The 24565-nt window shown below is 38.7% G+C and carries 15 protein-coding genes and 1 pseudogene; 1 reads left to right on the top strand and 15 read right to left on the bottom strand.

Annotated elements, in window-relative coordinates; all coding sequences use genetic code 11:
• Positions 1–3 precede the first annotated feature (3 nt).
• The 15 genes and pseudogenes from LPH68_RS05720 to LPH68_RS05650 all read right to left on the bottom strand — a co-directional run.
• Positions 4–1455, bottom strand: coding sequence for a calcineurin-like phosphoesterase family protein (locus LPH68_RS05720; protein ID WP_151922958.1), 1452 nt, complete (start codon positions 1453–1455; stop codon positions 4–6).
• 21 nt (positions 1456–1476) lie between these two features.
• Entirely contained in the window at positions 1477–3660 is a 2184-nt protein-coding gene (locus LPH68_RS05715; RefSeq protein ID WP_217728446.1) for an alpha-N-acetylglucosaminidase, read from the bottom strand.
• A 7-nt stretch (positions 3661–3667) separates the two neighbouring features.
• Positions 3668–5671, bottom strand: coding sequence for a glycoside hydrolase family 97 protein (locus LPH68_RS05710; RefSeq protein WP_151922960.1), 2004 nt, complete (start codon positions 5669–5671; stop codon positions 3668–3670).
• A gap of 25 nt (positions 5672–5696) precedes the next feature.
• Positions 5697–7169 (bottom strand): calcineurin-like phosphoesterase family protein, encoded by a 1473-nt coding sequence (locus tag LPH68_RS05705; protein ID WP_151922961.1) that lies wholly within the window; start codon positions 7167–7169, stop codon positions 5697–5699.
• Positions 7166–8554, bottom strand: a complete 1389-nt coding sequence (locus LPH68_RS05700; protein WP_151922962.1) for an SGNH/GDSL hydrolase family protein — start codon at positions 8552–8554, stop codon at positions 7166–7168. The genes LPH68_RS05705 and LPH68_RS05700 overlap by 4 nt, the downstream gene beginning before the upstream one ends.
• Positions 8555–8566: 12 nt before the next feature.
• A complete protein-coding gene (locus tag LPH68_RS05695) occupies positions 8567–10540 on the bottom strand; it encodes a glycoside hydrolase family 97 protein (protein ID WP_151922963.1) in 1974 nt (657 codons plus the stop codon).
• Positions 10541–10573: 33 nt separating this feature from the next.
• Positions 10574–11872 (bottom strand): family 10 glycosylhydrolase, encoded by a 1299-nt coding sequence (locus LPH68_RS05690; RefSeq protein ID WP_151922964.1) that lies wholly within the window; start codon positions 11870–11872, stop codon positions 10574–10576.
• Positions 11873–11988: 116 nt separating this feature from the next.
• On the bottom strand, positions 11989–12972 hold the full coding sequence (locus tag LPH68_RS05685; RefSeq protein ID WP_230296879.1) for a phosphodiester glycosidase family protein: 984 nt from the start codon (positions 12970–12972) through the stop codon (positions 11989–11991).
• Between the two features lie 33 nt (positions 12973–13005).
• The gene (locus LPH68_RS05680; RefSeq protein WP_230296878.1) at positions 13006–14250 is read right to left on the bottom strand and encodes an alpha amylase family protein; all 1245 of its coding nucleotides are present in this window, start codon (positions 14248–14250) and stop codon (positions 13006–13008) included.
• 32 nt (positions 14251–14282) lie between these two features.
• Entirely contained in the window at positions 14283–15581 is a 1299-nt protein-coding gene (locus tag LPH68_RS05675; protein WP_230296877.1) for a DUF5018 domain-containing protein, read from the bottom strand.
• Between the two features lie 13 nt (positions 15582–15594).
• Positions 15595–15972, bottom strand: a complete 378-nt coding sequence (locus LPH68_RS05670; RefSeq protein WP_128858665.1) for a hypothetical protein — start codon at positions 15970–15972, stop codon at positions 15595–15597.
• A gap of 21 nt (positions 15973–15993) precedes the next feature.
• Entirely contained in the window at positions 15994–17634 is a 1641-nt protein-coding gene (locus LPH68_RS05665; protein ID WP_141409162.1) for a RagB/SusD family nutrient uptake outer membrane protein, read from the bottom strand.
• A 14-nt stretch (positions 17635–17648) separates the two neighbouring features.
• The gene (locus LPH68_RS05660) at positions 17649–20771 is read right to left on the bottom strand and encodes a TonB-dependent receptor (protein ID WP_141409163.1); all 3123 of its coding nucleotides are present in this window, start codon (positions 20769–20771) and stop codon (positions 17649–17651) included.
• 31 nt (positions 20772–20802) lie between these two features.
• Positions 20803–21978 (bottom strand): AGE family epimerase/isomerase, encoded by a 1176-nt coding sequence (locus tag LPH68_RS05655; protein WP_128858708.1) that lies wholly within the window; start codon positions 21976–21978, stop codon positions 20803–20805.
• Between the two features lie 131 nt (positions 21979–22109).
• A pseudogene (locus LPH68_RS05650) lies at positions 22110–22607 on the bottom strand (MFS transporter); the annotation flags it as partial.
• Positions 22608–22687: 80 nt separating this feature from the next.
• On the opposite strand from LPH68_RS05650, the gene LPH68_RS05645 reads away from it, so the two are divergent.
• Entirely contained in the window at positions 22688–24319 is a 1632-nt protein-coding gene (locus tag LPH68_RS05645) for a sialidase family protein (protein ID WP_151922966.1), read from the top strand.
• Positions 24320–24565 lie beyond the last annotated feature (246 nt).

The following is a 24565-nucleotide window of genomic DNA, read 5'->3' as shown; positions in this document are numbered from 1 at the left end:
TATCTATGGATTGATTGTTTGAATATATTCTTTGCCAAAACGGTCGGTAACTTTAACCGCTATACGAGCATCTTTATTTTTAGGAGTTGCCCGGAATATATGCTGGGTAGGTCTTGGAGTAATCCATGTATAGACCATCTTTTCCCGGTCCGAACATACCACTGATGCGTATGGGTCTAAACCTGTATATTGTGTCATGCTTCCCATCAATTGACCGTCTTCCAACCATTCCACTTTCCACAGTTTATCCCAGTTCCAGACATTAGCAATAATATCCGACGGATGCTCTTTAGAGGCCCCTGCCGGATATGAGCGAAACTGATGTTCTTTAGGATATCCGGAACTTTTATAATACCATTTCACATCGTTACCATTCACTTCGTATACACCATAACCACGCGGAGTGCCATCCAGACAAACATCCGCTTTCCACCACGTACCACAAACCGCAGCTGTATTATGTTCCATCAGATTCTCATTAAATACTACATTGAGATTGTAGTGAGTGTGTCCTGTGATAAGATGTGCCTTATAGGGTTTCAAGATCTGATGCAGTGCACCGGCATTAACCATCTGATTGCCAATCATATCATAGTTATACAAAAAAGCTTCTTGCTTTTCCGTTTGACGGGAAGGGATATGCATAATAAAGAATACGAGTGACCCTTTCGGTACGTATGATAAATCCTGGTCAAGCCATGCAAATGTCTTTTCGTCCAGATAACCCATATAAAAATAATCACGTCCGATGAAGAAGTTGTTGTCTACTACGATGTAATGGGCATTCCCTTTATTAAAAGAATAGTAGGAAGGACCAAAAGTATCTTCAAAAGTCTTGTAGGAAGTTTCATGAGTACGACCGTCATAATTCATATCATGATTGCCAACTACACGATAAATGGGTATATCCAGTTGATCGGCTCTTTTCAGGTAATCGGGATATAATTCTTGATGGTCGCCTACAATGTCTCCGCAATCGATACCAAAAACATCAGTTGTTGCATAAGAAGAGAGAAGTTGTTTGCAATCATCCACTACATACTGATAAATAGCCAGTTCATCTCTGGAAGTAACCTGTATGTCAGATTGAGTAACAAAGACATGAGAGGCATCATCTTTCGGATTCTTCTTTAAATTAAAATTATAGTTTTGCTTTTTAGAATGATCGATTGGTAAATAAAAAGAAGGAATAGTCCCTTTCCGGTCTGTCAGATAACCTGAAGGAGTACAAATATACACAAAACGGCTGTCTCCCAAAGTTGGTATATTATACTTTCCAGAAGCATCAGTTTGCACACATATACGGCCATCGGTAACCATTATCCCCTGTATCCCCTTACCTTCGCAGGTTACTTTACCTTTGATGATATGAATCGAGGCTTCTGCCTGAACTGAAAAGTTCAAGCAGAAGCACATTAAAAGCAATAAAAAAAAGTGTAGTTTATTCGTTCTCATATTGAGGTGTACTTTGTAAATTTATCGAATGATTTCTTTTGCGTATTTCTTATAGATTTGCCGGGCTAGTTTTATTCCGTCACCACCTTCGTTATAGTTGATTCTGTTACTCGGATTTACCCATTCGTTTTCATACATCCGTGATTCATTAAAGAAGGCTTCCTCATCAAAAGCCTTCTTCTTTTCGACAGCTTTAATCACTTCATTTATAAAACGATCCCACCGGACAGAATAATACTGATTGGTTAGTCCTGCCCATGACCGATTGGCGTAGTCGGTCAGGTGATAGCTATCTCCCCAAATGGTAATCAGAGAACGGGCATTCATCTCATAATAGTTTTTAGAAGCGGCATCGTGTCCCATATCGCGGGCGTCAGTGATCCATTTATTCAGAGAAAAGGTAGGATGACAGCTAACGAGCTTATCAAGATCAGCAAGAATTTCTCTCATTTTATCCCCTCGGTTTTTCATCATCATTATATCTCCGGCTTCATATGCAAGAGTAAACTCATCACGGACTACATTAAAATAATTTCCTAAAACTTGTCGTCCAATATTAACCAAATCAAACTCATAGCTATCCCGTTGACAGTCTTTTACTAACAATAGTAATCTCCACGCTTCAACTAAATCTTTGGGTTGATATTCTATTGTCGGCTTGGTAGTCCAATGTCCATTTCCCTTTAAACAAGGACGTGCATTGGTAAGTGTGCCTTGCCCTACTTGTGCCGGCTGGATATACACTTTTTCTGCCAGTATTTCCCATGCTTTTCTTGCTTCGGGAGACACCTTGCCAGTCCGTCTATCTGCCAGTTTTAAGAACCATTCTTTGTCTGTCTGACCGCTATTCCATGCTTTATCAAGAACAAATTCATACATAAACTGATTCAGGTCTATGCCTTCAAGAGTGGAACCAACTCCTTTAAGATTGCTGCCACCATTTTTTAAAGCATCTGCCAACCGTTCACTTACCAATTTAACTGGCCCTGACAAGAAAGAATTTCCTCCGAAATTGCCTAAATAACACCAAAGATAGGGTTGCCCGAAATAACTATCAGTCTGTTTCCATATTTCTGTATATTCGCAGAAGTAGTCTAATAGAATCAATTTGTCTTGAGGTACAGAACGAAGATAGGATTTTATACGTGGAGTAGTCCAATGCTTGATGTCAGCATAAAACAACCATGTCATTTGTAGCCATATTGCTTTCGGATCTACAGCAGCCACAGACTCGTAGATATGTTTAGCCATCATTCCTAAAGAATCGGCATCCCATGAAGGAGGATCTATCTCGTTAAACGGATCTATACCATAAATATGATTTGTGCCATACAAACGAGTTTGTTCGGTAAGATATTCTTTTTGTATGATCGCATACAAAGAATCCATAGGGTTAAGGAAAGTGCAACGATATTGATCGGCGAATCCTCCCCATTCGCTTACTCTGGATGTTTTTATATTGGGATAGACCCGTTTCAACGCTGCCGGTACATGTCCGGCAAAAGCCGGTAATACAGGTTGCATATTAAACTCACGTTCACGGGCAACGATCTGTTCCTGTAGCTCTGCCTGACTTGACAGCCACTCTTTGGGTAAGGGGCTTTGCCAGCCGTCCAAATTACACATTCGATGCCACGGAAGATGTGCAGGTCCTGTAAAATAGCCACGTATTTCTTCATCTGTCAATCCTAATTTACTCCAGACCTTATACCAGATGGCTTCCTGACCAGTAATAGCAAGAGGCATATTAATTCCGTTTAGAGCCATCCAATCGATGAAATGTTCCCAATCACTCCATTTCCACCAAGTCATTGAGTATCCGAACGTACAATAGTTCAGAAAGAAACGCGTTGGGACATTTGCCTTAATAGTGACTTCCGCCGGTATATTAGGAAGAGTCTTTGGCAATTCTATCGGATCATCCTTATACCATGAGATAGTAGTCAGGCAGTAGTTTTTCAAATAATGATTCAAACCTACAGCCATAGAGTTAGCATTATTTCCGGAAATAATAATTTTATTCCCTTCACTTTTGATGGTAAAAGTATCTGTAGAAGTATCATTCAACAGACGAAAATCAAAAAATGAAGCCTGTTGAGGAAACAACCGTTGTGTCATTTTACGCATGGTAGTGATATTTGTATCTTCCGCGCGAATTTGGCAGATGACAACAAGAAAAAGGAGCACACTAAATATTTTCTTCATAATCATATTATTGTTTGATAAAACGAATAGCACATCCACCGCTTGTTGCCAGTTTGACATGAAGCGTATCAGAAGCCGTTACTGTTTTTTCTTCATATTTAAAAGAAGTCGGATTTGTTTTCCATTCTGCATCATCACTGTCAGCATATATTTGAGCAATATACTTTACCTCCGTCTCTAAAAAACTTAAAGGAATGTCCAACTCTCTTGCATTTTCGTCAGTGATGCAACCCACATACCAATCGCTAGAGTTGCGATCTTTTCGTGCAAATACGGAATAATCACCAATTTTCGCATCTACGACATAAGTTTTATCCCAATCGGTAGGTACATCCTTAATAAAATCAAACGCTTTTATCCCTTTATAATTTTCTGGTAAATCCGAAGCCATCTGTAAAGGGCTGTAGATAACAACAAAGAGTGCTAATTGCTTGCAAAGCGTAGTATTGACACGTGTTCCCGGATATGCCTCGTTAGCAAAATTGAAAGTTCCGAATGTAAAATCCATAGGACCGGCTAATCCTCTGGTAAAAGGAATAACAGTTGTATGTTCCGGAGGATTTCCTCCATCGGGAGACCACGCATTGTGTTCCTGTCCGCGTACACCTTCTTGGGTCATAAGGTTGGGCCAGGTACGTTCAATACCGGTAGGCATAACAGGCTCGTGGTTGTCAATTGCTATTTGATATTTGGCAGCTGTTTCTATTACTTTCCGGTAGTGACGTACGCCATACTGACCGTCATGAGCTTCTTTAAAATCCATTAGGCGATTTACATATCCTGTTTTTACAACATGTACTCCATATTGTTGATAGAAAGCAAAAGCTTTGTCCAGTTGGTTCTCATAGTTGCGTGTAGCAGCTGCCGTTTCATGATGTCCGATCAGTTCCACACCTTTTTCACGGGCATAATCTGTAATTGCTTTAATATCGAAGTCCGGATAAGGTTTGGTAAAGTCTAAAGAATCACCATGCTTCATCCAGTTTCCTTCCCAGCCGACATTCCATCCTTCAACTAAAACACCGGAGATACCATTCTCTGATGCAAAATCTATATATTTCTTTGTATTGGCAGTAGTTGCGCTATGTTTAGGACCATAATACCATGTTCCTTTGCCCAAATGCATTTCCCACCATATACCCATGTATTTTCCTGGCTTTATCCAGGAAGTATCTTTAATTTTGGAGGGTTCGTTGAGATTCAACATTAAATAGGAGGTAACTAGATCGCCCGGTTTATCACCAATCACGATCGTTCTCCAAGGGGTAACAAATGGAGCTTTGATATATGCTGCTACTCCATTAGACCAAGGTACTAACGAAGCACAGAGGGTGGCAGAATCCTTGACTGTCAGATTCATTTTAGGATAATCTGTCAGATTGGCTTCGTGAATGGTAAGATACTTTCCTTCCGCTGTTTCCATTGTAAGAGGAGTACGTACGGTGTCTAGTTCGTTAATGGGAGAGAAGGTTGCTATACACTCATAATACGGATCGGATGCAGGAATCCACCAGGCTTTGTGTGTACCTGACATTCTAAACTCTGTTTCTTCACTCATAATCACTAATGAATCCATGGATTCCTGTTGCGGGAATTCATAACGATACCCAATACCATCATTAAACAGACGGAATATTACATTAAGTTTGCGCTTTCCGTCTGTTTCTTGGAGTAGTACCTTCAATTCATTATAGTGATTGCGTACATACCGGCTCTCTCCCCAAGGTTGTTCCCAAGTCTCGTCTAAAGAGGAACGTTCGGTACCTTTAATCACAAAGTGGTTTAAACTATCCTCATGTTCCAGAATAAATCCCAGTTTAGAAGGGAGTATCATAGCGGCGTTTTCTTTGTTTACTGTGTATGATATTGTATTATCATTTTCTGTGACTGTTAGTTGTATTTTACCATCCGGAGATTTTAGTACCAGATTATCAGTCTCGTTACAAGCTGAAAGGAGGCTGGTGATTCCCAGAATATAAAATACTCTCCTTAATACAGTTAATTGATTCATCTTCTTTCCTTTTTTATGTTTTTGCTTATTTAGATTGCTGCATTTTGCGGGTATATACATTACCACAATGATCTGTAACTTCTACTCTTATTTCGGAATCCTTCGTTTCAGGAACCGCATAAAACAAGTGTTCGGTAATGTCCGCTCCCAAATACTTATGTTTGAATGTAGAACTGTTTTTCTCGCAGTATTCATAAATAGCAGGATCGTATCCGGAAAAACGGATCATTTCCCCCTTGTCAATACCATTTTCATACCATTTCACTTTCCAGGTTGAATCGTAATTCCAAACATTTGCTACAACTGCCTCCTTTTTATTACGACTGGCACCTACCGGATAAAGCTCGAATTGATAATCTTTGTCTTTTCCTACACATTTGTAATACCAATTGACTTTACCTCCGTCAAACTCGTAAACGGCATATCCGCCTGGAGTTCCGTCACAAGCCCAGGGAGCTTGCCAAAACAGTGTTGACAAGGGAGCATGTACATGTTCGTAAAGATTGTCTGCCAAAACATAATTTTCATTATAGTGCTCATGTCCCGACATGATATGGGCATTGTAAGGTTTTAGCAACTCATACAAATGAGAACGGTTGTTCATGACTTTCATAGTAGACTCTTTTCCCCATTCTTTCCGACGTGCTTCTCTTGAATATGTAGGAATATGCATGGCAACTACTACTGTAGATCCCGGAGTGACTTGTTTCAAATCCTGTTCCAGCCACTGAAGTTGCTGCTCGGTGAGATAACCAACATATAAATAGCTTTTTGCAATAAAGAAAATATCATCAAGAACAACATAATGTATATCTCCTCTATTAAATGAATAATAAGTGGGACCATAATAAGATTTGTAAGTAGTACGGGCATGTTCATTAGAACGTACGTTTAAATCTAAATCATGATTTCCAATTACATAGAAAAAGGGAATTTCCGTTTCAGCTATTGCATCTATCATCGGTGTAAAGTAACTGGGCTTTTTATTGATGTCACCGATAATGTCTCCACAGACTATTCCATAGGCAGGAATTCCCTGATAATTAGTTGCCAACAGTTCTTTTACATCTTTTGAAGCCTGCTGTACTTGTGGCATTTCTTCATCGAAATAAACTTGTGGGTCAGCCCATACCACCAAAACGTGCTTTTTGTTGTCAGTAGATGATGGTGTCAGTTCAAAATCAAAATGCACTTTTTTTGAAGGTTGAGCAGGTACTTTTTGAAAGAACGCAGGAACTTTACCTTTCATCGGAATATTATAGCCATCAGGAAGGGTGATGTAAATGTATTCTGCATTAGAGGTACTTGATATGGAATATCGTCCCTTGTCATCCGTAAGGACAATTTGTGTACCATCTGTAACAGGTACATTAGCAATTCCCTTACCTCCGGACAGTACTTTCCCATAATAGACCACAGGAGTAGTGATTGCCTGCACACTGAAACAGGAAAAACTCCATTGTAACATGCTCAAAAGCAATAATAGTCTTAATTTCATTCTTTAATCCTTTCTATTTTAATCAAACGTGTGAGAGGCTTGTTTATTTTATATATTTGAGTTATCAACTGGTCTATTTCAGCTTGCCAGGCTTCACGTATCTGTGGAAACATGGCTTGGGTATAATTGGTATATAAATACTTCACTAAATAGTGACTTTCCCGCTCCGCTTTGGCAGCATCAAGAGCAGCTTTATTATCTGCGAAAAGTAATCCTCTATGCTTAAAAAAGACATACTGCATAGCCATATACTGTCGTAAACGTTTTTCTATAGCACATCTTTCCTCATTCAGATACATGATAGACAGGCTCTGTTGGTATTGGGGCGTGCATGTTATTTCAGCCAGATTAATTCCTTTACTCAATTCATTGCTATCCCAACATCCTATTTCTGTTCCATCAATAGTCACCCGGAAATTGCCATGCAAATCGGTCACTTTCATTATTTCCTGATTCATTTCCTGCATAAAGGGAATTTGTCTGACAGCATCCCGGGCTGTACCTTTTGTTCCCCAACGAGGAATAGTGTCGACAGGGAAAGGCAAGGAACGGGATAAATAGCTGAAAGATATTGTGTCATTTTCGTTCTTTATATGAGTTATTCGACAATTTCTCTCTTCCATTGCTTTCCTGTTAGTTGCATTGATATGAAAATAAGCGACTTCTTTTCCTGCAAGTCCCTGTGCTTTTAAGAACAAATATGCCATTACCATGTGGCCGTCTTTATCCGGATGAATTCTGTCACCTCCACAGAAAGTAGCTGTAGAATCAGACTGCTGAATCTCCTTATTCAGCTCACACATCACTGTATTGAAATTGACAAATCCCCATCCTCGCTTTTGGGCAACTTCTGCTTGCATTTCAATAATTCTTTTGATCGTCTCATTCTTTCCATGTAAAGTTTCCACTCCTTCCAATTTCACATTCTCATCATAAGGAGAAGAACCCAAAAGTACTACGTTTTTTATTTTCTTGTCTGCAAGAATCTGCTGTTGTAGTTTTCCAAACTCTGTGTTAGCGTATTCTACCTGTTTATTCGCGTACTTATCATATCCGGGCTTATTATATCCGTCATATCCGGAATCATTCATTCCGAAGGAACAAACCAGATAAGTTGGCTTTTTAATTTTAATATCTGAATCGAAACGAAAAACCATGTGGCTTGCACAATCGCCACCAATTCCTCCATTATAAATACGAAGAGGCAATTCGGGGAAATGCGTCATATAATACAGCCATATATAAGAATGATAATGGCCTCCTTCCGTTATACTATTTCCAAGAAAGACAATTCTGTCATTGGCTTTAAATGATGGAATTTGCTGTGCACTTACGGGAAACAATAAAATGCAACAGGTATATAATATGAATAGTATTTTTTTCATTGCTCAATCTTTTTATTCAATAGGAGTCAGAATTGCTGCCCAACCACCGCCTTTGGCCATTGTGACATTGATCGAATCACCTTTTGAAACTATTACCTCTTCTGTTTTAAAATCCGATGCATAAACATCTGCATTCACACCATCTTTGAAAACTTCCATTTTATATTTGTCTGCCTCAAGAAAGTTCAGTTTTACTTCAATGCTGCGGGCATTCCAGTCTGTCAGGCCTGCCAAATACCAATTCTTCCCATTTTTACGAGCAATCACCAATTGTTCTCCGATTTTGGCTGTTATCGCTTTGGTATCGTCCCAAGTGGTAGGTATACGGGAGATAAAGGAAGCAAATTCAGGAGCTTTATAATAGTTTGAAGGAGAATCTGCTAACATTTGTAACGAGCTTTCATACACTACATATAAGGCTGCTTGATGGGCACGCGTACCTAAACTGATCGGATGCACGAAATTGATGTAAAAATCTTCTGCTGTCGCATTGTTTACTGCACCAGGCGTATAATCCATCGGACCGGCTACCATTCTAGTGAATGGAAGTATCAGGTCATGTACCGGATTAATATCTCTTGAATCTTTATCGTGCTCTAATCCCAGTACACCTTCAAAAGTCATCACATTGGGGTATCTCTTTTGTAAGCCGGAAGGTTTGAAAGAACCATGAAAATCAACGAGTAATTTACGGTCCATAGCCGCTTTTCCTACACGCTCGTAGAAATTAACCATATATTGATCCGAACGTTGCATAAAATCGACTTTTATACCTTTGATTCCCCATTTTTCATAAATATCCAGAATTCCTTCCAAATCTTTATCCAGCGGGTTCCACAAAGTCCATAATACAAGGCCAACGTTTCTTTCCTTTCCATATCGTACAAGTTCCGGGATATTAAGTTCGGGGATTGCCTCTTTAATATTCCAAGTCCCGGCTGACCATCCTTCATCTAATAAAATATATTCAATTCCGTATTTTGAAGCGAAATCAATGAAATATTTATAAGTATCAGTATTCACACCTGCCTTAAAATCTACTCCATATACATTGAGTGTACTCCACCAATCCCAAGAGATCTTTCCGGGTTTAATCCATTCTGTATCTTGAGTGACAGATGGAGAGGCCAATTGATATACTAAGTTGTTTTCAATTACTGCTTTGTCATCCTCGTTAATCATTAACACACGCCAAGGGAAGGTTCTTGTTCCTTCAGTTTCGGCAATGTAAGAAGCTTTCTCTAATAATACTTCATCACGGTCGGCATCTTCCTTTAATGCACTTTTTAAAACTACAGGAGGAAACTCGCCAGAGAGTGTGTTATTGCGATCACCAGTCAGGAATAGATTAGGATAATCGAGAAGATCGGATTCCATGATGACAACTTTTGTTCCTTTAGGAGTAGAAAGATAAATGGGTAGATAACCTTTCATTTCTTTAGTCAGAGAGGCAATGTTTAATTCATCAAAAATGGCTTCACAATGTGTAATGTATTCCTGATTCTTTTCTCTAGGCCAATATACTTTGCAACCATCTGTCCAGTTTTGCTCAACAGTTTCATTATTAATGATAACTTTTGGTTGTTGTAGCGAAGTCTCAAAACGATAGGCAGCTCCATTGTTGTATACCCTGAAGACTATTGCGTAATTGCCCTTGCAAGTCAGGGTTAACTGATTATATTGGTCTCTGATGATTTTTTGTTTAAGTGGAACAACAGCGGTTTGCTCCGAATTTACTTTGACTGTTTTAGCCTTTATTACTTTCGGATTCACTCCTGGTTGTTCAGTCTGTCCTGCGATATTCATCTGCATCAGACTGGGATTTATTATACGCTCCCCGTTGTAATCAATGCTCCAGCTCAATTGTTTACCGGCTGTAACAGTCACTTTGATTTTTCCATCCGGTGAATTTACTGTGTAGTTTTTGGCTTGAGTCATTATGCATGTGCATAAAATAATGTGTAATAGTATAAGTACTCGTTTCATTTTATATATTATATTTTATTGAATGTTCTCTATTTAAAGACTCTCTGCTCGTTGAATTCCTTCTTTAATAGCTGCCCATTGATTGAATTCTATTACTTGTACAATGTCAAACACCATTAATCCTTCGGATTGGGAAAGACAGACATAAACGGCATCTGCTATATTGTCCTCGTGATTTAAAGCATACAAAGTTCCATAGACTTTACATGCACCATGAATAATGCGTTGTGCACGCGCTATACCATATTCTATTGATTCGGGATCATTTAATCCAAATATTTTGGTTAAATAAGTTCCACATAGAAAAGTATCCAATAATCCAGCAAAACCTGCATTTTTATATTCAGATGAAGCCCAACTGTATTCTTTTGAGAAATCATATTCGGTGGATGCCCAATTTTGTCCTTGCCCATAAATGGCATGAATCCATGAGGCGGCCCAATATTCTAATTGAATATCCGGTTTAATATTTTTGATTTCTGTACGTACCCGTTCTACAAAATTGCGTACAACCATAGAACGGAACTCCCACCATTTTTTATAATAAGCCCCTGTACGCTTAGTCCCATCCGTATTCCAAGTGAAAATATCATCCGGGAATTGATCTAGTTGTTTTCCAATGTATTGTTCAAAAGTTACTTTTGTAGTCTCCGAAAAGTCACTTTCATCTCCCGGATAACGACAATAGTCTAAAGCAAAGCCATCAAAATCGTAATTTGTAACTAATTCTTTTATGAAATTCAAACAAAAGTCTTGTACTTCCGGTAAAACAGGATTCAAAAAGGCGGAAACTTTCGTTTTATCGTTCTTTATATCTATCAACCCTTGATCTTTGGTGTATTCCAGACAAGTTTTTCCATTCCATGTATCATCACGATATGCCATCCCATTTTTAGAAGAAGGCAGGCCTGCTGTAAATATGGTGGTGGATACTGTAACTTTAAGTTCACGTTTATGGGCCTCATCAATAAAAAATTGAAGATAATCCCAATCTCTTTCAATATGTATACCGGCAAGATCAGTCAATGGGGTTAAATAAGAACTTTTAAACAGGGCATCCCCTTGTACAGGACGGACATCAACTACAATTTTATTAAAACCTGTTGATTTGGCAAGATCAAGATAATAGGTGATGTTCTCTTTCTTTGAGAAACGTTCAAAATTAGCTTCTGCATCAAACCAAAGCATTTTTTCTTTTTCAGGAATCGGTTCTTCCGGAATAACAGGAGCGGGAGGATTTGCATCAGGAAGTTCTGGTTCTACAGTCTTTGTGGAACAACTACTAAATGATAGAAGAAAAAAGAATAATAAAATGCTTGGAATGAATTTCATACTTTATTGTTTTTATTTCCCGATTTCAGGCTGACATTTAAAAAATACAGCCTGAAACCGAGAATAATAAGAAAGCTAAATAAAATAAATTTGTTATCCTAAAGATCTTTCGACCGTTATTTTAAAGCTACTGCCGTAGTTATAGCACGTTGGGCGCCTGCACTTGGTTTTATCACCGATTGTCCGTTGACCAACATACAAGTTGAACCACCACCATCAAGATTCATCGCATCTACACAACCCAAGCTTTTCAAAACATTAGCTATCATAGCCATATTCATACCCTTTACACCCTCCGTCACACTACGACCTTCGCAAACGAAAAATACGACCTTATTATTGGCTGTTACTCCAATAGCTGTTCTTGGATGATAATTTTCAGGAGCAACTCCACTTTCTTCATCAAAAAGCTCTTCAGTAAAAGTATTTCTCACATTTCCGTCTTTCAACAAGATCGGACCTCCTCCAATAGCTGTTTCCGCATTTAGTTTTACGCCTCTAGCCGGAAAATAAGCTGAAGGTATAGGTTGAGGTTCATAACCGGATTTATTAGGAGAAGGTTCTTCATAGGTATATGTCACGCCATCAGCTGTTGTATAAGCCCAATCTGTGGAGAAACTACCATTTTTTGACAACTGAAAGATACCTCGTGTCGGGTAATAACTTTTTTGAGAGCGTATCTCTTCCTGTGAATTTACTGCTAATACCTCTCCTTCACGACATAGCAGACTAACAGACTTTCCAGCTCCCATAACAAAATATCCGCCATTCATAATTATCGGATATTTTTGTTGTTCTGCTTGCCAAATTTGATTGGGAGTCTTAGAATATATCTGATCTCCTATAGTTGCAAAATTAGCTTTTGACATATCTGCAACAGCAATAAAAGCAATAGCTTTCATACCTTCCAATTCTGTTGGAGATTTATATACACTTATGTACTCAGGTAACGTGCCAAACTCTGTTGCCTGTTTAACCCAACCTAATGTTGTCGGATCAGGATCCGGCATTACTACCTTTTCATTATCATCATCTGAACAACTTGTCGCTGACATAGCGGCAATCATGAAAAGAAGCCAATATTTTGATATATTTTTCATTATCATATTGATTTAATCGTAAATGTTTATTTTTTATTTTTGTGCTTCCGCACGTTCTATGCCTTTTCGGATACCATCCCATAGATTCATCTCAATAACCTGTACTATGTCGAACACCATCAAACCTTCCGATTTTTCAAGACAAAGACTAACAGCATCCGCTATATTGGCTTTATGATTTAAAGCGTATATCGTCCCAAATACTTTGCAATCATTACCAACCAACCTCTGTGCACGGTCAATGCCATACTCTATAGATTCCGGATCATTCATTCCGTAAATACGCTCCAAGTACGTTCCACATAAGAAAGTATCCAGATAAGGTGCAAATCCTGATTCATTATAAGCTTCCGATCCCCATGGATAATTTAATGAGAAATCAGATTTTGGACTAGCCCAATTTTGTCCTTGTCCATAAATACCATGAATCCAGGAAGCAGCCCAATACTCTAGTTCTACTTTCTTATTAATGGAATGAATTTCTTTACGTACTTCTTTCACAAAGCTTGTAATAACATTAGCCCGAAATGCCCACCATTCTTTATAATAGATGCCTGGTTTTTTCGTTCCATCTGTATTCCATGTGAAAATATCATCTGGAAAGTTCTGAATTTTCTTGCCCAGGTAGCGTTCAAAAGCTTTCTGACTGTCAATAGAGAAGTCGCTGTCATCTCCGGGATATCGGCAATAATCTAATGCATAAGCATCCACATCATAGTTTTTCACTATTTCACGAACAATACTCAAAGCAAATTTGCGAACATCCTTACGAACCGGATTCAAGAAAGCTCCTACCTTTTTCTTATCCTCCCTGATGTCAAGCATCTTTCCGCCGGGTGTGTACTCCAAGCATGTTTTTCCATCCCAACGTGGCTCATCATAGACTAAGCCTTCACGACTAGCAGGATGTCCGGAGGGAAACATTGCAGTAGAAACTGTAACCTTTAATCCTAACCGACGAGCTTCACTGATAAAATACTGCAGGTAATCCCAATCTCGATGAATCACCTTGCCATTTACTGTTGTAAGCGGAGGGAGAATTTTACTTTTATATAGTACTTCCCCATATATAGGTTTGACGTCTACTACTACTTGATTGAAGCCTACAGATTTAGCTTTTTCCAGATAGTAAGAAATAGAATCTTTAGAAGCAAAACGCTCAAAATTGGCTTCTGCATCAAACCAAAGGTATTTAGGTTGTTCTTTGCCCCTGTTCCCGGCAAAGGAACAGGTAGCAAATAACAATAGAAAAAACGATATAATGCTTTTATTCAACATATTTCAATTCTATATAATTAGGAGTATTATGTCTATTTTTCGTATTTGGTAAGTTCATAACAACGAATACCTACACCATAACCGTAATAGAGGTATAATGATTCCCCATCATCACTTGGTGAACAAGTAGTCCAGATACAGGAGTTGGTAGTCCAAGGCTCGATTGTTTCAGTGATGGGTAATGAGTTATTATTGGATGGATCTAACAAGTGTAGTCCAACCCAGCCCCAACCACAAGTAATAGTTGAACCATACCATCTGCCATTGAATGGAATTCCTCTACCGGAAATAAGCACATGATTACCCCAGCCAGCATATCCTTTCTTATTCCACATATCAATATATGGACCTGTGATGTTGTTAAATGCCCCTGCCGTATTTGCTTTGTAACCGATTTCCGGTCCCATTACACCTCCTGCATTCACTGCGTCTATAACATAAAATGGTGGGTTATCTGACACTCCGAGTACAGCTACAATCTGTCGCCAGTTACTATCATTGCTTGGACGGCCGGTAACTAAGGATAAAGTGCTTGTATATGAACCGTTTTCAAATTTGTAAACAGCATGTGTACCTACACCATCTGGTTTAGAATCATAGACATATCCCACTTTATCAATATCACCGGTTGCAGAAACTTTATTTGCTCCGGGAGTTACATTAGCAACTTTTTGAGGAGCTCCTTCAACAGTAGTCCATCTGTATAATCCTACATTCTTTACTACACCTATCAGATTACCGGCATCATCATTTACTAACTGGCATAAAGAAGCGTCTATTCCTGTCACGTTTAACGTTTTATCAACTTTCTGCCCTGTATATTTATCATAGAAGTTAAACTGGGTATCTATTATATAATTACCAAACACTGCACCAAAACCATCTTTGTATTTGTTAGATGGGGTAGGTACACTAATTTCCCATTTCTTGAAGAAATATTCAAAACCTTCTCCATCGTTTAATTTTCCGCCATAAGTCCATTTCACGGTCCAGTCAGTGGTTGTGCCATCTTGCGCCTTCACTGTATAATGTACATCTTTTGAAAAATCTTGAGGTACATCAGGGGTAGGAGTAACTGTTGCATATGGAGAAATAAAGAACGAACAAGTAATTCCATTTAGTTTGCTTAAATCTAAGTCTGGAGTAATCTTGAATTCAATTATATTACCATCCTTAATGGTACCTTGTTTATAATTTCCCTCCCCCAATCTTACTTTGAATCCGGTTATATCAGTATCAGAGTATAATGTAGGATCGTCCGAGCATGCGGAAAATGCAACCATTGTTGCCATTATAGCAACTTGAAGCCAATTATGATATTTTATTTTCATGACATCTACTTTTTTAGTTATTCGGGTGTTTGGCAACCAGAGTATATTCTTTTTGCGTTCCATCACCTGCTACAATAGTTAGTTTAAATGGAGTAGATAAATCTTTAGCACCCGTCAATGAAGGATAAGCAAACGCTGCTACAGGCAAATTTGCCGTTACATACAATTCACTCAATTTTACTTTTGCCGGGAGTTCGAAAGTTATATTTCCATTCTCTGATATGACTCCATCGTAAGTAGTACCATCTTCCGGAGAATTAGCACGAACCATAATAGATACAATATTACAATCAGAGTGATAATGGATATCATCATGCTTTTCACAAGAAGAAAAGGAAAAGCTAAATGTTATCATTAATATGATGTATGTAATTACTTTGAAATTTTTCATAACTATAATAATCTTTTAATATTACCAAGGAGCATTATTCTCACATAACGGATTATTCTGTAATTCATCTACAGGAATAGGCAGTAAGTAATAGCGTTCTGGGAAGAAGCGGTTTATATTGTCATCACATGACACTTGTTCATAGGTATAAGTATTGTCGTCTTTTTTGGTGATTTTTGTCCCATGTGCCTGCTTACCATCAATGACTTCTCCTGCCAAACGCCATCTGCGTAAATCCCAATAACGGAATCCTTCAAACGCTAATTCACAGATACGCTCTTTACGTAATAGTTTCATAAATGAATCTTTATCCGGAGCTTCCTCTGTAGTGCGTTTGGGTAAATTAACACGTTCTCTGACTTCGTTGAGAGCTTCTAAAGCATCATCCTGATTTTTGCTATAATCCTGTTCTGCCAAGGCTTCGGCCAGATTTAACAAAACCTCCGCATAGCGCATTTCAATCCAAAATTGATCGCTTCCTTTGTCATCAAAATCAGCATTGTTTTCTTGTAGATATTTTCTGATAAAGTATCCGGTAACTGTTTGTTTTTCTCCCGGATTCATGTTATCTCTATAAGCAGCGAAACCATTTTCAGCATCCACATAAGTATAGATTTTCTTTTCTTTCCAGGTAGCTCCATTGTATATAATAGATGCATAGAAACGAGGTTCGCGACCTACATAAGGATCATTAGCCATAGAGCCACTCCATGAGAAAGGAGTTCCGTCGGCCATATCATAAGAATCGACTAATTCACTCGTCGGGACAGCTCTTCTTATTCCCTGTTTACCGTCAGGAGCAAAGTAACGATCAAAATAATGAGGCATATCTGGTATCTTATATGCTATAGAGAAAATAATTTCTTTATTGCCTGCCACTTTGAATACATCTTCATAATTGTCCATTAAGTCATACTTATTGAGCTTTTTAATCTCATCAGCTGCGGTAATAGCAACATCCCAACGTTTTGCGAAAAGTGCTGTACGACACATATAAGCATATGCAGCTCCTTTAGTTAGACGTCCATCCCATTTACTATCCCATTCTTTCGGAAGATGTCTTGCCGCAAATTCTAAATCTTTCAGAACAAAATCCCACGATTCAGCTTCAGTTGCTCTCGCTTTATCTTTTTGCCCTTCTGAATCGACTCCATTGGTTTCATCACGAAGTATAACACCTCCGAAAATTCTAATCATACGTGCATAATTCACAGCCCGGATAAAACGAATTTCGGCAATACGAATATTGAGAAAATCTTCACTAAATTTATTTCCATAAATACCAGCATCACGTAGAAATACATTTTCTCTAAATATATCAGTATAAAGTCCCCATGATGACATCGGGTTGTTATCTGATGTTATTGTATTTTGCTGTAACAGAATCTTATTATGAGCACTCCATGTCTGTGGAACTCCATTCCCATACTTTACTAAATCTGTATATCCATCGGTTAAGGATAAAGAAGAAAAGTTGGATAAGCCATTAAGAGGCTTATATAAGTAAGTCACATACATATCTAAAGAAGATTCCGAACTCCAGGCTACTGTTTCTGAATATGAGTCTGTGGGATCTTTCTCCAACAAATCATGGCATGAGGTTAGAAACTGTGACGTAAACATCAGTCCTATCCCTAATAGATATAATCTTTTTATTTTCATAATTATTGATTTAATTAGAATGTGATATTTAGTCCAACACTATAATTCTTTTGTTGGGGGTAATAACCATTATTTATAATAGCCATTTCAGGATCGCAATATTTGAACTCCGTAAAAGTAAACAGATTAGTACCTGCTACGTATACACGAACGTTGGATAATCCGATATTGGCTTTAGCAAGTATTTTTTTAGGAATGGTGTAACCAAACTGCAAGTTCTTTAAACGTAGGAAATTACCATTTACCAACCACCAGGAAGAGGTATATGCATTGTTTCCATTATGAATGGCACTTAATCTGGGATAACGGGCATTAACATTCTCCGGTGTCCATGAATCTTCTACCAGATAATAAGGAGCATTACCTCCAGAGTAGAATGGTCGTGTATAAACTGTATTATCCATTGAACCATGGCTATAAGTACCATTCAGTGTATAACTTACAATAGCGGCTCCTTGCCATAACGCACTCAAGTTAAAGCCTTTCCAATTGAAATCCATAGACAGAGAGTAGTTTAGCTCTGGTAAAGTACTGTGACCTATTTTAACTCTGTCTCCATCCTGTGTAATTTTACCGTCTCCATTAATATCTTCATACATGATATCACCAAAACGTTGAACTCCATTGCCAACGAAAGGACGGTTATCCAATTGCTCTTGTGTTTGATATAATCCTATAGCTTTATAGCCATAAATTTGTCCTAAAGGTTCACCTATGTTAGTCCGGTACCAAGGAGTACTTTCACTCTCTATTCGCGATAAAACTTTATTTCTAGCCCATGCCACACTACCGGTTATGTTATAATAGAAGTCATTAATATGGTTCTGATGCTTTAACACCAACTCAAAACCGCGATTATCGATCTTGCCAGTATTTCCTTTTTGAGCATAATTTCCACCTAGTGAAGGAGGGAAACCACCGCTCCGGCTTTCTTGTATGTCTTTTGTTAACTTATAAAATAAATCGAATTCTACTCCTAGTAATCCATTCCACATTGTCAGGTCAGCACCAATATTATAACTGCGGGTGGTAGACCAGGTTAAGCTGGAAGTAATAGAGTTGGATGCACCTAATCCCGCATAAGGAACTCCTCCGAATATATACGCATTCTTCTCTACCTTAAAAATACTTCTATGCAAAAAAGCATCTGTATTATCACTACCTAATTCACCAACAGAAGCGCGAAGCTTTAGTAAGTTGATAGAAGAGATGTTATTTTTTATAAAGTTTTCTTCCGAGATTACCCATCCAAGAGATACAGAAGGGAAGAAGCCCCATCTTTTATCTTTAGCGAATTTATAGGATCCATCTACACGGAAAGCAAATTCTGCAAGGTATCTTTTATCGAAAATATAATTGAAACGTCCTACATAACCAATGGTAGCTTTATCGCTGTGGCTACCTGTAGGATTGGATATAAATTCAGTACCTAATGAAAGGTCAACCGGATCATTGAAGTTATAACCGCCCATCTTTCCTGTCATTGTAGAACCTTTCAGTTGTGTCTGTTCATATAAGAATAAAGCAGAAACTGCATGCTTGCCAAAAGTATTTGCATATTCAACAGTTGGGCGGACCATAAATCTTCTGAAAGAAGAGGCCGATTTTGTATAATTACCTTTTTCACTTGTAGAAGATGCACGCATTAAATTATATGATTTTGAATCTGCACTGTATGCATTGACGTTATATCCTACTAAAAAACCATTATCTTCTGTATAGCTAGTATCGTAAACTAAGCCCAAAGAAGCTTTCAGCCCTTTCACCCATGGGAAAGCATAACTAACTTTCATTGTACCATCAAACTCATGTCTTTGATTTTTCTGGAATCCACTATTTCTCAATGTAGCAAGGGGACTTTGTGTGGTGGAACTACCAGGACCAATCCAAGCAGTGTATTCTCCTTGATAATAAATAGGGATAATAGGAGCTGCATAAACAGCCTGCTGGATTGGATTTTGTTCAGCTTGTGCACTTGTACTAATTCCAGGCCAATTCTTTTCTTCATAGAAGCCGGAGATATTAAGTTCGAACGTTAAATCCTTGGTGATATTACCTTCTACATTAGAACGAACATTGTAACGATCATAATTCACATTTTCGATGATACCAGATTGATCCAACATACCTATACTAGTAAAGAAGCGGATGTTTTTGTTACCACCAGAAGCCGAAATATTATGTTGATGTGTGAAGCCATAATTTTTAAAAACTTCTTTCGTCCAGTTTGTACTTCCATATTTACCTTCCGGATCATAGTTATTAGCTACTTTCGTCTGAATATCAGCTCCGTAATACGGACCATTACCATCAAGTTCACTAGCTTTATTATACCAATAGATATAGTCAGGACCATTTAACATTTCAGGCATAGCTGTGTTTTTTTGGAAAGTTACAGAACCGTCATATGAAAGCGTAACTTTACCTTCAGTACCTTTCTTGGTTGTTACCAAGATTACTCCATTTGCCGCTGCCAAACCATAAACAGATGCTGTGGCGGCATCTTTTAGAATAGATATGTTTTCTACATCATTCGGATTTACTGTATTCAACATACGTTCAACACCATCCACTAATATGAGGGGACTTGAATCTAAAAAAGTACCTAAACCGCGAATGTTGATAGATGTTTGATCGTTTCCGGGAAGACCGGAACGTTGAACACTTGTTACTCCCGGTAATTTACCTGTCATCATATTGGATAGGTTGGCTTGAGGAGCCATCATCAACTCTTTAGAGCCTACTTGAGAAACAGAACCTATTAAGAACTTCTTTTTTTGAGTTCCATACCCAACTACCACAACTTCATCCAATGCTTTTGCATCTTCTTGTAATCTGATAGTAATCTCTGAACGACCCTGTAAAGCAACTTCTTGAGTCTGATATCCAACAAATGAAACGACTAAAGTTGATTTTAAGTCTTGTACATTTAAGTTAAACTGCCCGTCAATATTGGTAATAGTACCATTGGACAAATTCCCTTTTACACTAACAGTAGCACCGACAAGCGGTTCATTGTTTGAGTCATACACTGTCCCTTTCACGTTCGTGTTTTTTTGAGCATGAGCGTTTAAAAAAGAAAGCGAACAGATGAATAAGGCTATAAACCTTATACTCCATGTGATTTGTTTCTCCATATTAAATATTAATGTTAATAAAACAAGATAGTTATTTATAATTCATCAAGTCTTCTAATGTTTTCCAGCACTGAAACAGCCCTCTTGGTACATGGAAACACCCTTTCCATTTTCCTCCTTTGAGTGGGAGCAATACTTCTCCTCTTCGGTTCAGGTATCCATACCATTCGGGATATTCTTTATCTTTGAAATGCTCCCAAGTGTAGTCATGTACTTTTTCAAACCATTCCAGACACCGTTTGTCTCCCGTTAACTGATAACCTTTCAGCAGGGAAATAAGCGTTTCGATATGCACCCACCAAAGTTTCTGATCCCATTCCAATTGTTGAGGTGGACAACCGTTACGGTCCATGAAATAATAGACACCTCCGTATTTCTTGTCCCAGCCATAATTAAGTATTGTAAGGGTGGTCTCTTTGGCTTTCTCTATCAATTCCGGACGGTTCAGACGTTTGCCCAGATCCATGATAAACCACATCGCTTCAATGGCATGGCCCGGAGTTACCTGACGACCTTCAAAGCAGTCAACCAGACTACCGTCTATATCTACATTTTCAACAATGATACCTCCGAGTTCAGGACGGTAAAAAACTTCCATTACTTCGTGGATGCAAGTTTCCATTGTTTCCCGCAGATAGTTCTCATCCAATAAATGCTCTATCTCCAAAGCCAGGTTGCAGAGGATCATTGGCAGGGCAAAGTTCTTCAGATTACGAGTTCCCGGATGAAGTTTGTTCCATTTGCCTTTCGGATTATTCACTTTAGACAGGATGATATCGAAGGTTTTTCTGGCGATGTCTGCATATTCCTGATTACCAGTGGCCAGGCTTAACTGACCGAAAGCCATGGTGGCAAATGTATATGAAAAGATATTGTACGGTTCTACCAATGGTCTACCCGAACGGTCAAGGGAAAAATACCAGTTATAATCGCCGTCATGTCCATATTTTTTTAGGAATTCGCCACCCTGAATGGCGCAGTCCAACCATTCTTGGCGATTTTCCACTTTATTGTAAAGCATGGAGAACATCCATACCTCACGACTTTGCAGCCAAATAAACTTATCCGTATCGAATACTTTTCCTTCACGGTCCAGACAGGTGAAGTAACCACCATACTCATGGTCTTGTGAATGTTCAAGCCAGAAAGGAAGGACGTTGTCCAGAAGCTCATCTTTGTACAGACTTGCCAGTTTCTTGAAATCCATAATCGTATTTCCATTATAGATTGTTATAGGTAATTCAGCGGTTAAAGAGATGTCTGCTGAATGACCAATGTTATTCTTACTATCCATATTTATAAAATGTTAGTTTATTGTTATTAAGGTCTGTTTTATATTTATTCCGAACGGGTCCAGTATCTTTCAATCTCCTCCAGCGACTTCCCGGTGGTCTCCGGCACGAGTTTCCAGACAATCAGCATATACGGTACGCACATAACGGCGAACAGGAAGAATGTTCCGGCGGGGGTAAGGTTCTGGAGCATCCAGGGGGTTAACTGTCCGATCAGGTACGTTCCGATCCACAGAGCAAATCCTGCTATCGACATGGCCAGTCCGCGAACCTTGGTGGGATACATCTCCGAGAGAAGTACGAACACCACGGCGCAGATGGATACGGCACAGCAGAATACATAGAACAGGAAGAAAATGAGCAGGAAGAGGCTGGATACTCCCAGGGAATCTCCGAAGAGGAAGTACAGACCGATAAGGATCAGAGAAACAACCATACCCGAAACTCCGTAATAAACCAGCTTCTTGCGGCCCACTTTATCGATAATGACAAGAGCCAGAACCGTGGTCAAAGTATTGACTAGTCCTACCAGAACTTGGTAAAATCAAAGTTTACTGTTTGCATAGTAATATTATAGTAGAAAAGTTTTATCTTTATCGCGTTAAACTAACTAATACCCCCATTATGAGAAGAATTTATTATTTACTTTTCCTTATCCTTTTAGGATATTCTTTTGACGTAAAAGCTTCAGACACAGTATTTATCCATGAAACACAAATCCCGGTTTTGATAGAGCGGCAAGACAATGTTCTGTTCTATCTTCGTTTGGATGCAAAAGAAAGTAAGAAGCTCGATGAAATCATTTTAGATTTTAGTAAAAGTACGAATCTGACTGATATTCAGGCAATCAAACTCTATTATGGAGGAACAGAGGCGTTGCAGGACAAAGACAAAAATCGCTTTGCTCCAGTAGAGTACATATCCAGCCACCGTCCGGGTGGGACATTGGCGGCTATTCCTTCCTATTCGATCAAATGTGCAGAGGTGGGATCATCAGAAAAAGTAGTATTAAAAGGTAATTACAATTTATTTCCGGGTGTAAATTATTTTTGGATCAGTTTGCAGATGAAAAAAGATGCCTCTTTGCAGACTAAGATACTCTCTGACTTATGTGCCGTTAAAGTAGATGGGAAAGAACTATGTTGTAAATCTATTTCTCCAAAGAATATTGTTCACCGGATGGCAGTTGGAGTTCGTCATGCCGGTGATGACGGTTCTGCTTCTTTCCGTATTCCCGGGTTGGTGACTACCAATAAAGGAACCTTATTAGGCGTGTATGATGTTCGATATAACAGTAGTGTCGATTTACAGGAATATGTTGACGTGGGTTTGAGCCGTAGCATCGATGGAGGAAAGAATTGGGAGAAGATGCGTCTTCCGCTTTCATTTGGCGAGTATGGTGGTCTGCCTAAAGCACAGAATGGGGTAGGAGACCCTTCTATTTTAGTAGATACTAAGACGAATACCGTTTGGGTGGTTGCCGCATGGACACATGGTATGGGTAATCAACGCGCCTGGTGGAGTTCCCATCCGGGAATGGATCTGAATCATACGGCACAGTTAGTATTGGCTAAAAGCACAGACGATGGTAAAACCTGGTCGAAGCCTATCAATATAACAGAGCAGGTGAAAGATCCTTCCTGGTACTTCCTGCTTCAAGGTCCCGGACGTGGAATAACGATGAGTGATGGCACATTGGTATTTCCAACGCAATTTATAGACTCTACCCGTGTTCCGAATGCAGGAATCATGTATAGTAAAGACCGGGGGAAAACATGGAAAATGCACAATATGGCACGAACCAATACAACGGAAGCACAAGTGGCGGAAATAGAACCGGGAGTATTGATGCTGAATATGCGTGATAATAGAGGAGGAAGCCGGGCTATTGCTATAACGAAAGATTTGGGAGAAACATGGACAGAACACCCATCTTCCCGCCAAGCACTTCAGGAACCGGTATGTATGGCCAGTCTGATTCATGTAGATGCCAAAGACAACATATTAAATAAAGATATCCTGCTGTTTTCGAACCCGAATACGACCAAAGGACGTAATCATATAACAATAAAAGCAAGTCTGGACAAAGGATTTACCTGGTTGCCGGAACATCAATTAATGCTCGACGAGGCAGAAGGATGGGGGTATAGTTGTCTGACAATGATTGATAAAGAGACAATTGGTATACTATATGAGAGTAGCGTCGCACATATAACCTTTCAAGCGATAAAATTGACAGATATAATAAAGGAATAAAGAGTCTGTCCCGAAAGTCCGAAGATTTAAATCTATGCTTACGATTTATAGGTAGCAAGATTTAGTTATAATGAAAAAGAATATTATTATAATAAAAAACGCCATTTCAGCTTACATTTGAGGGCAGAATACTACTCTTTATTTAACTAATTATAAACTGAAATTTTAGCCGATTTAATTGAGGCTTTCTGGACAGCTCATGCTAAAACAACATATTTTGTTAAATTATCCGTGAAATTTGCTGAA

It is taken from the genome of Bacteroides sp. 1_1_30 (assembly GCF_020982715.1).
GTDB lineage: Bacteria > Bacteroidota > Bacteroidia > Bacteroidales > Bacteroidaceae > Bacteroides > Bacteroides xylanisolvens.
This window is presented reverse-complemented; position numbering and strand designations above follow the sequence as displayed.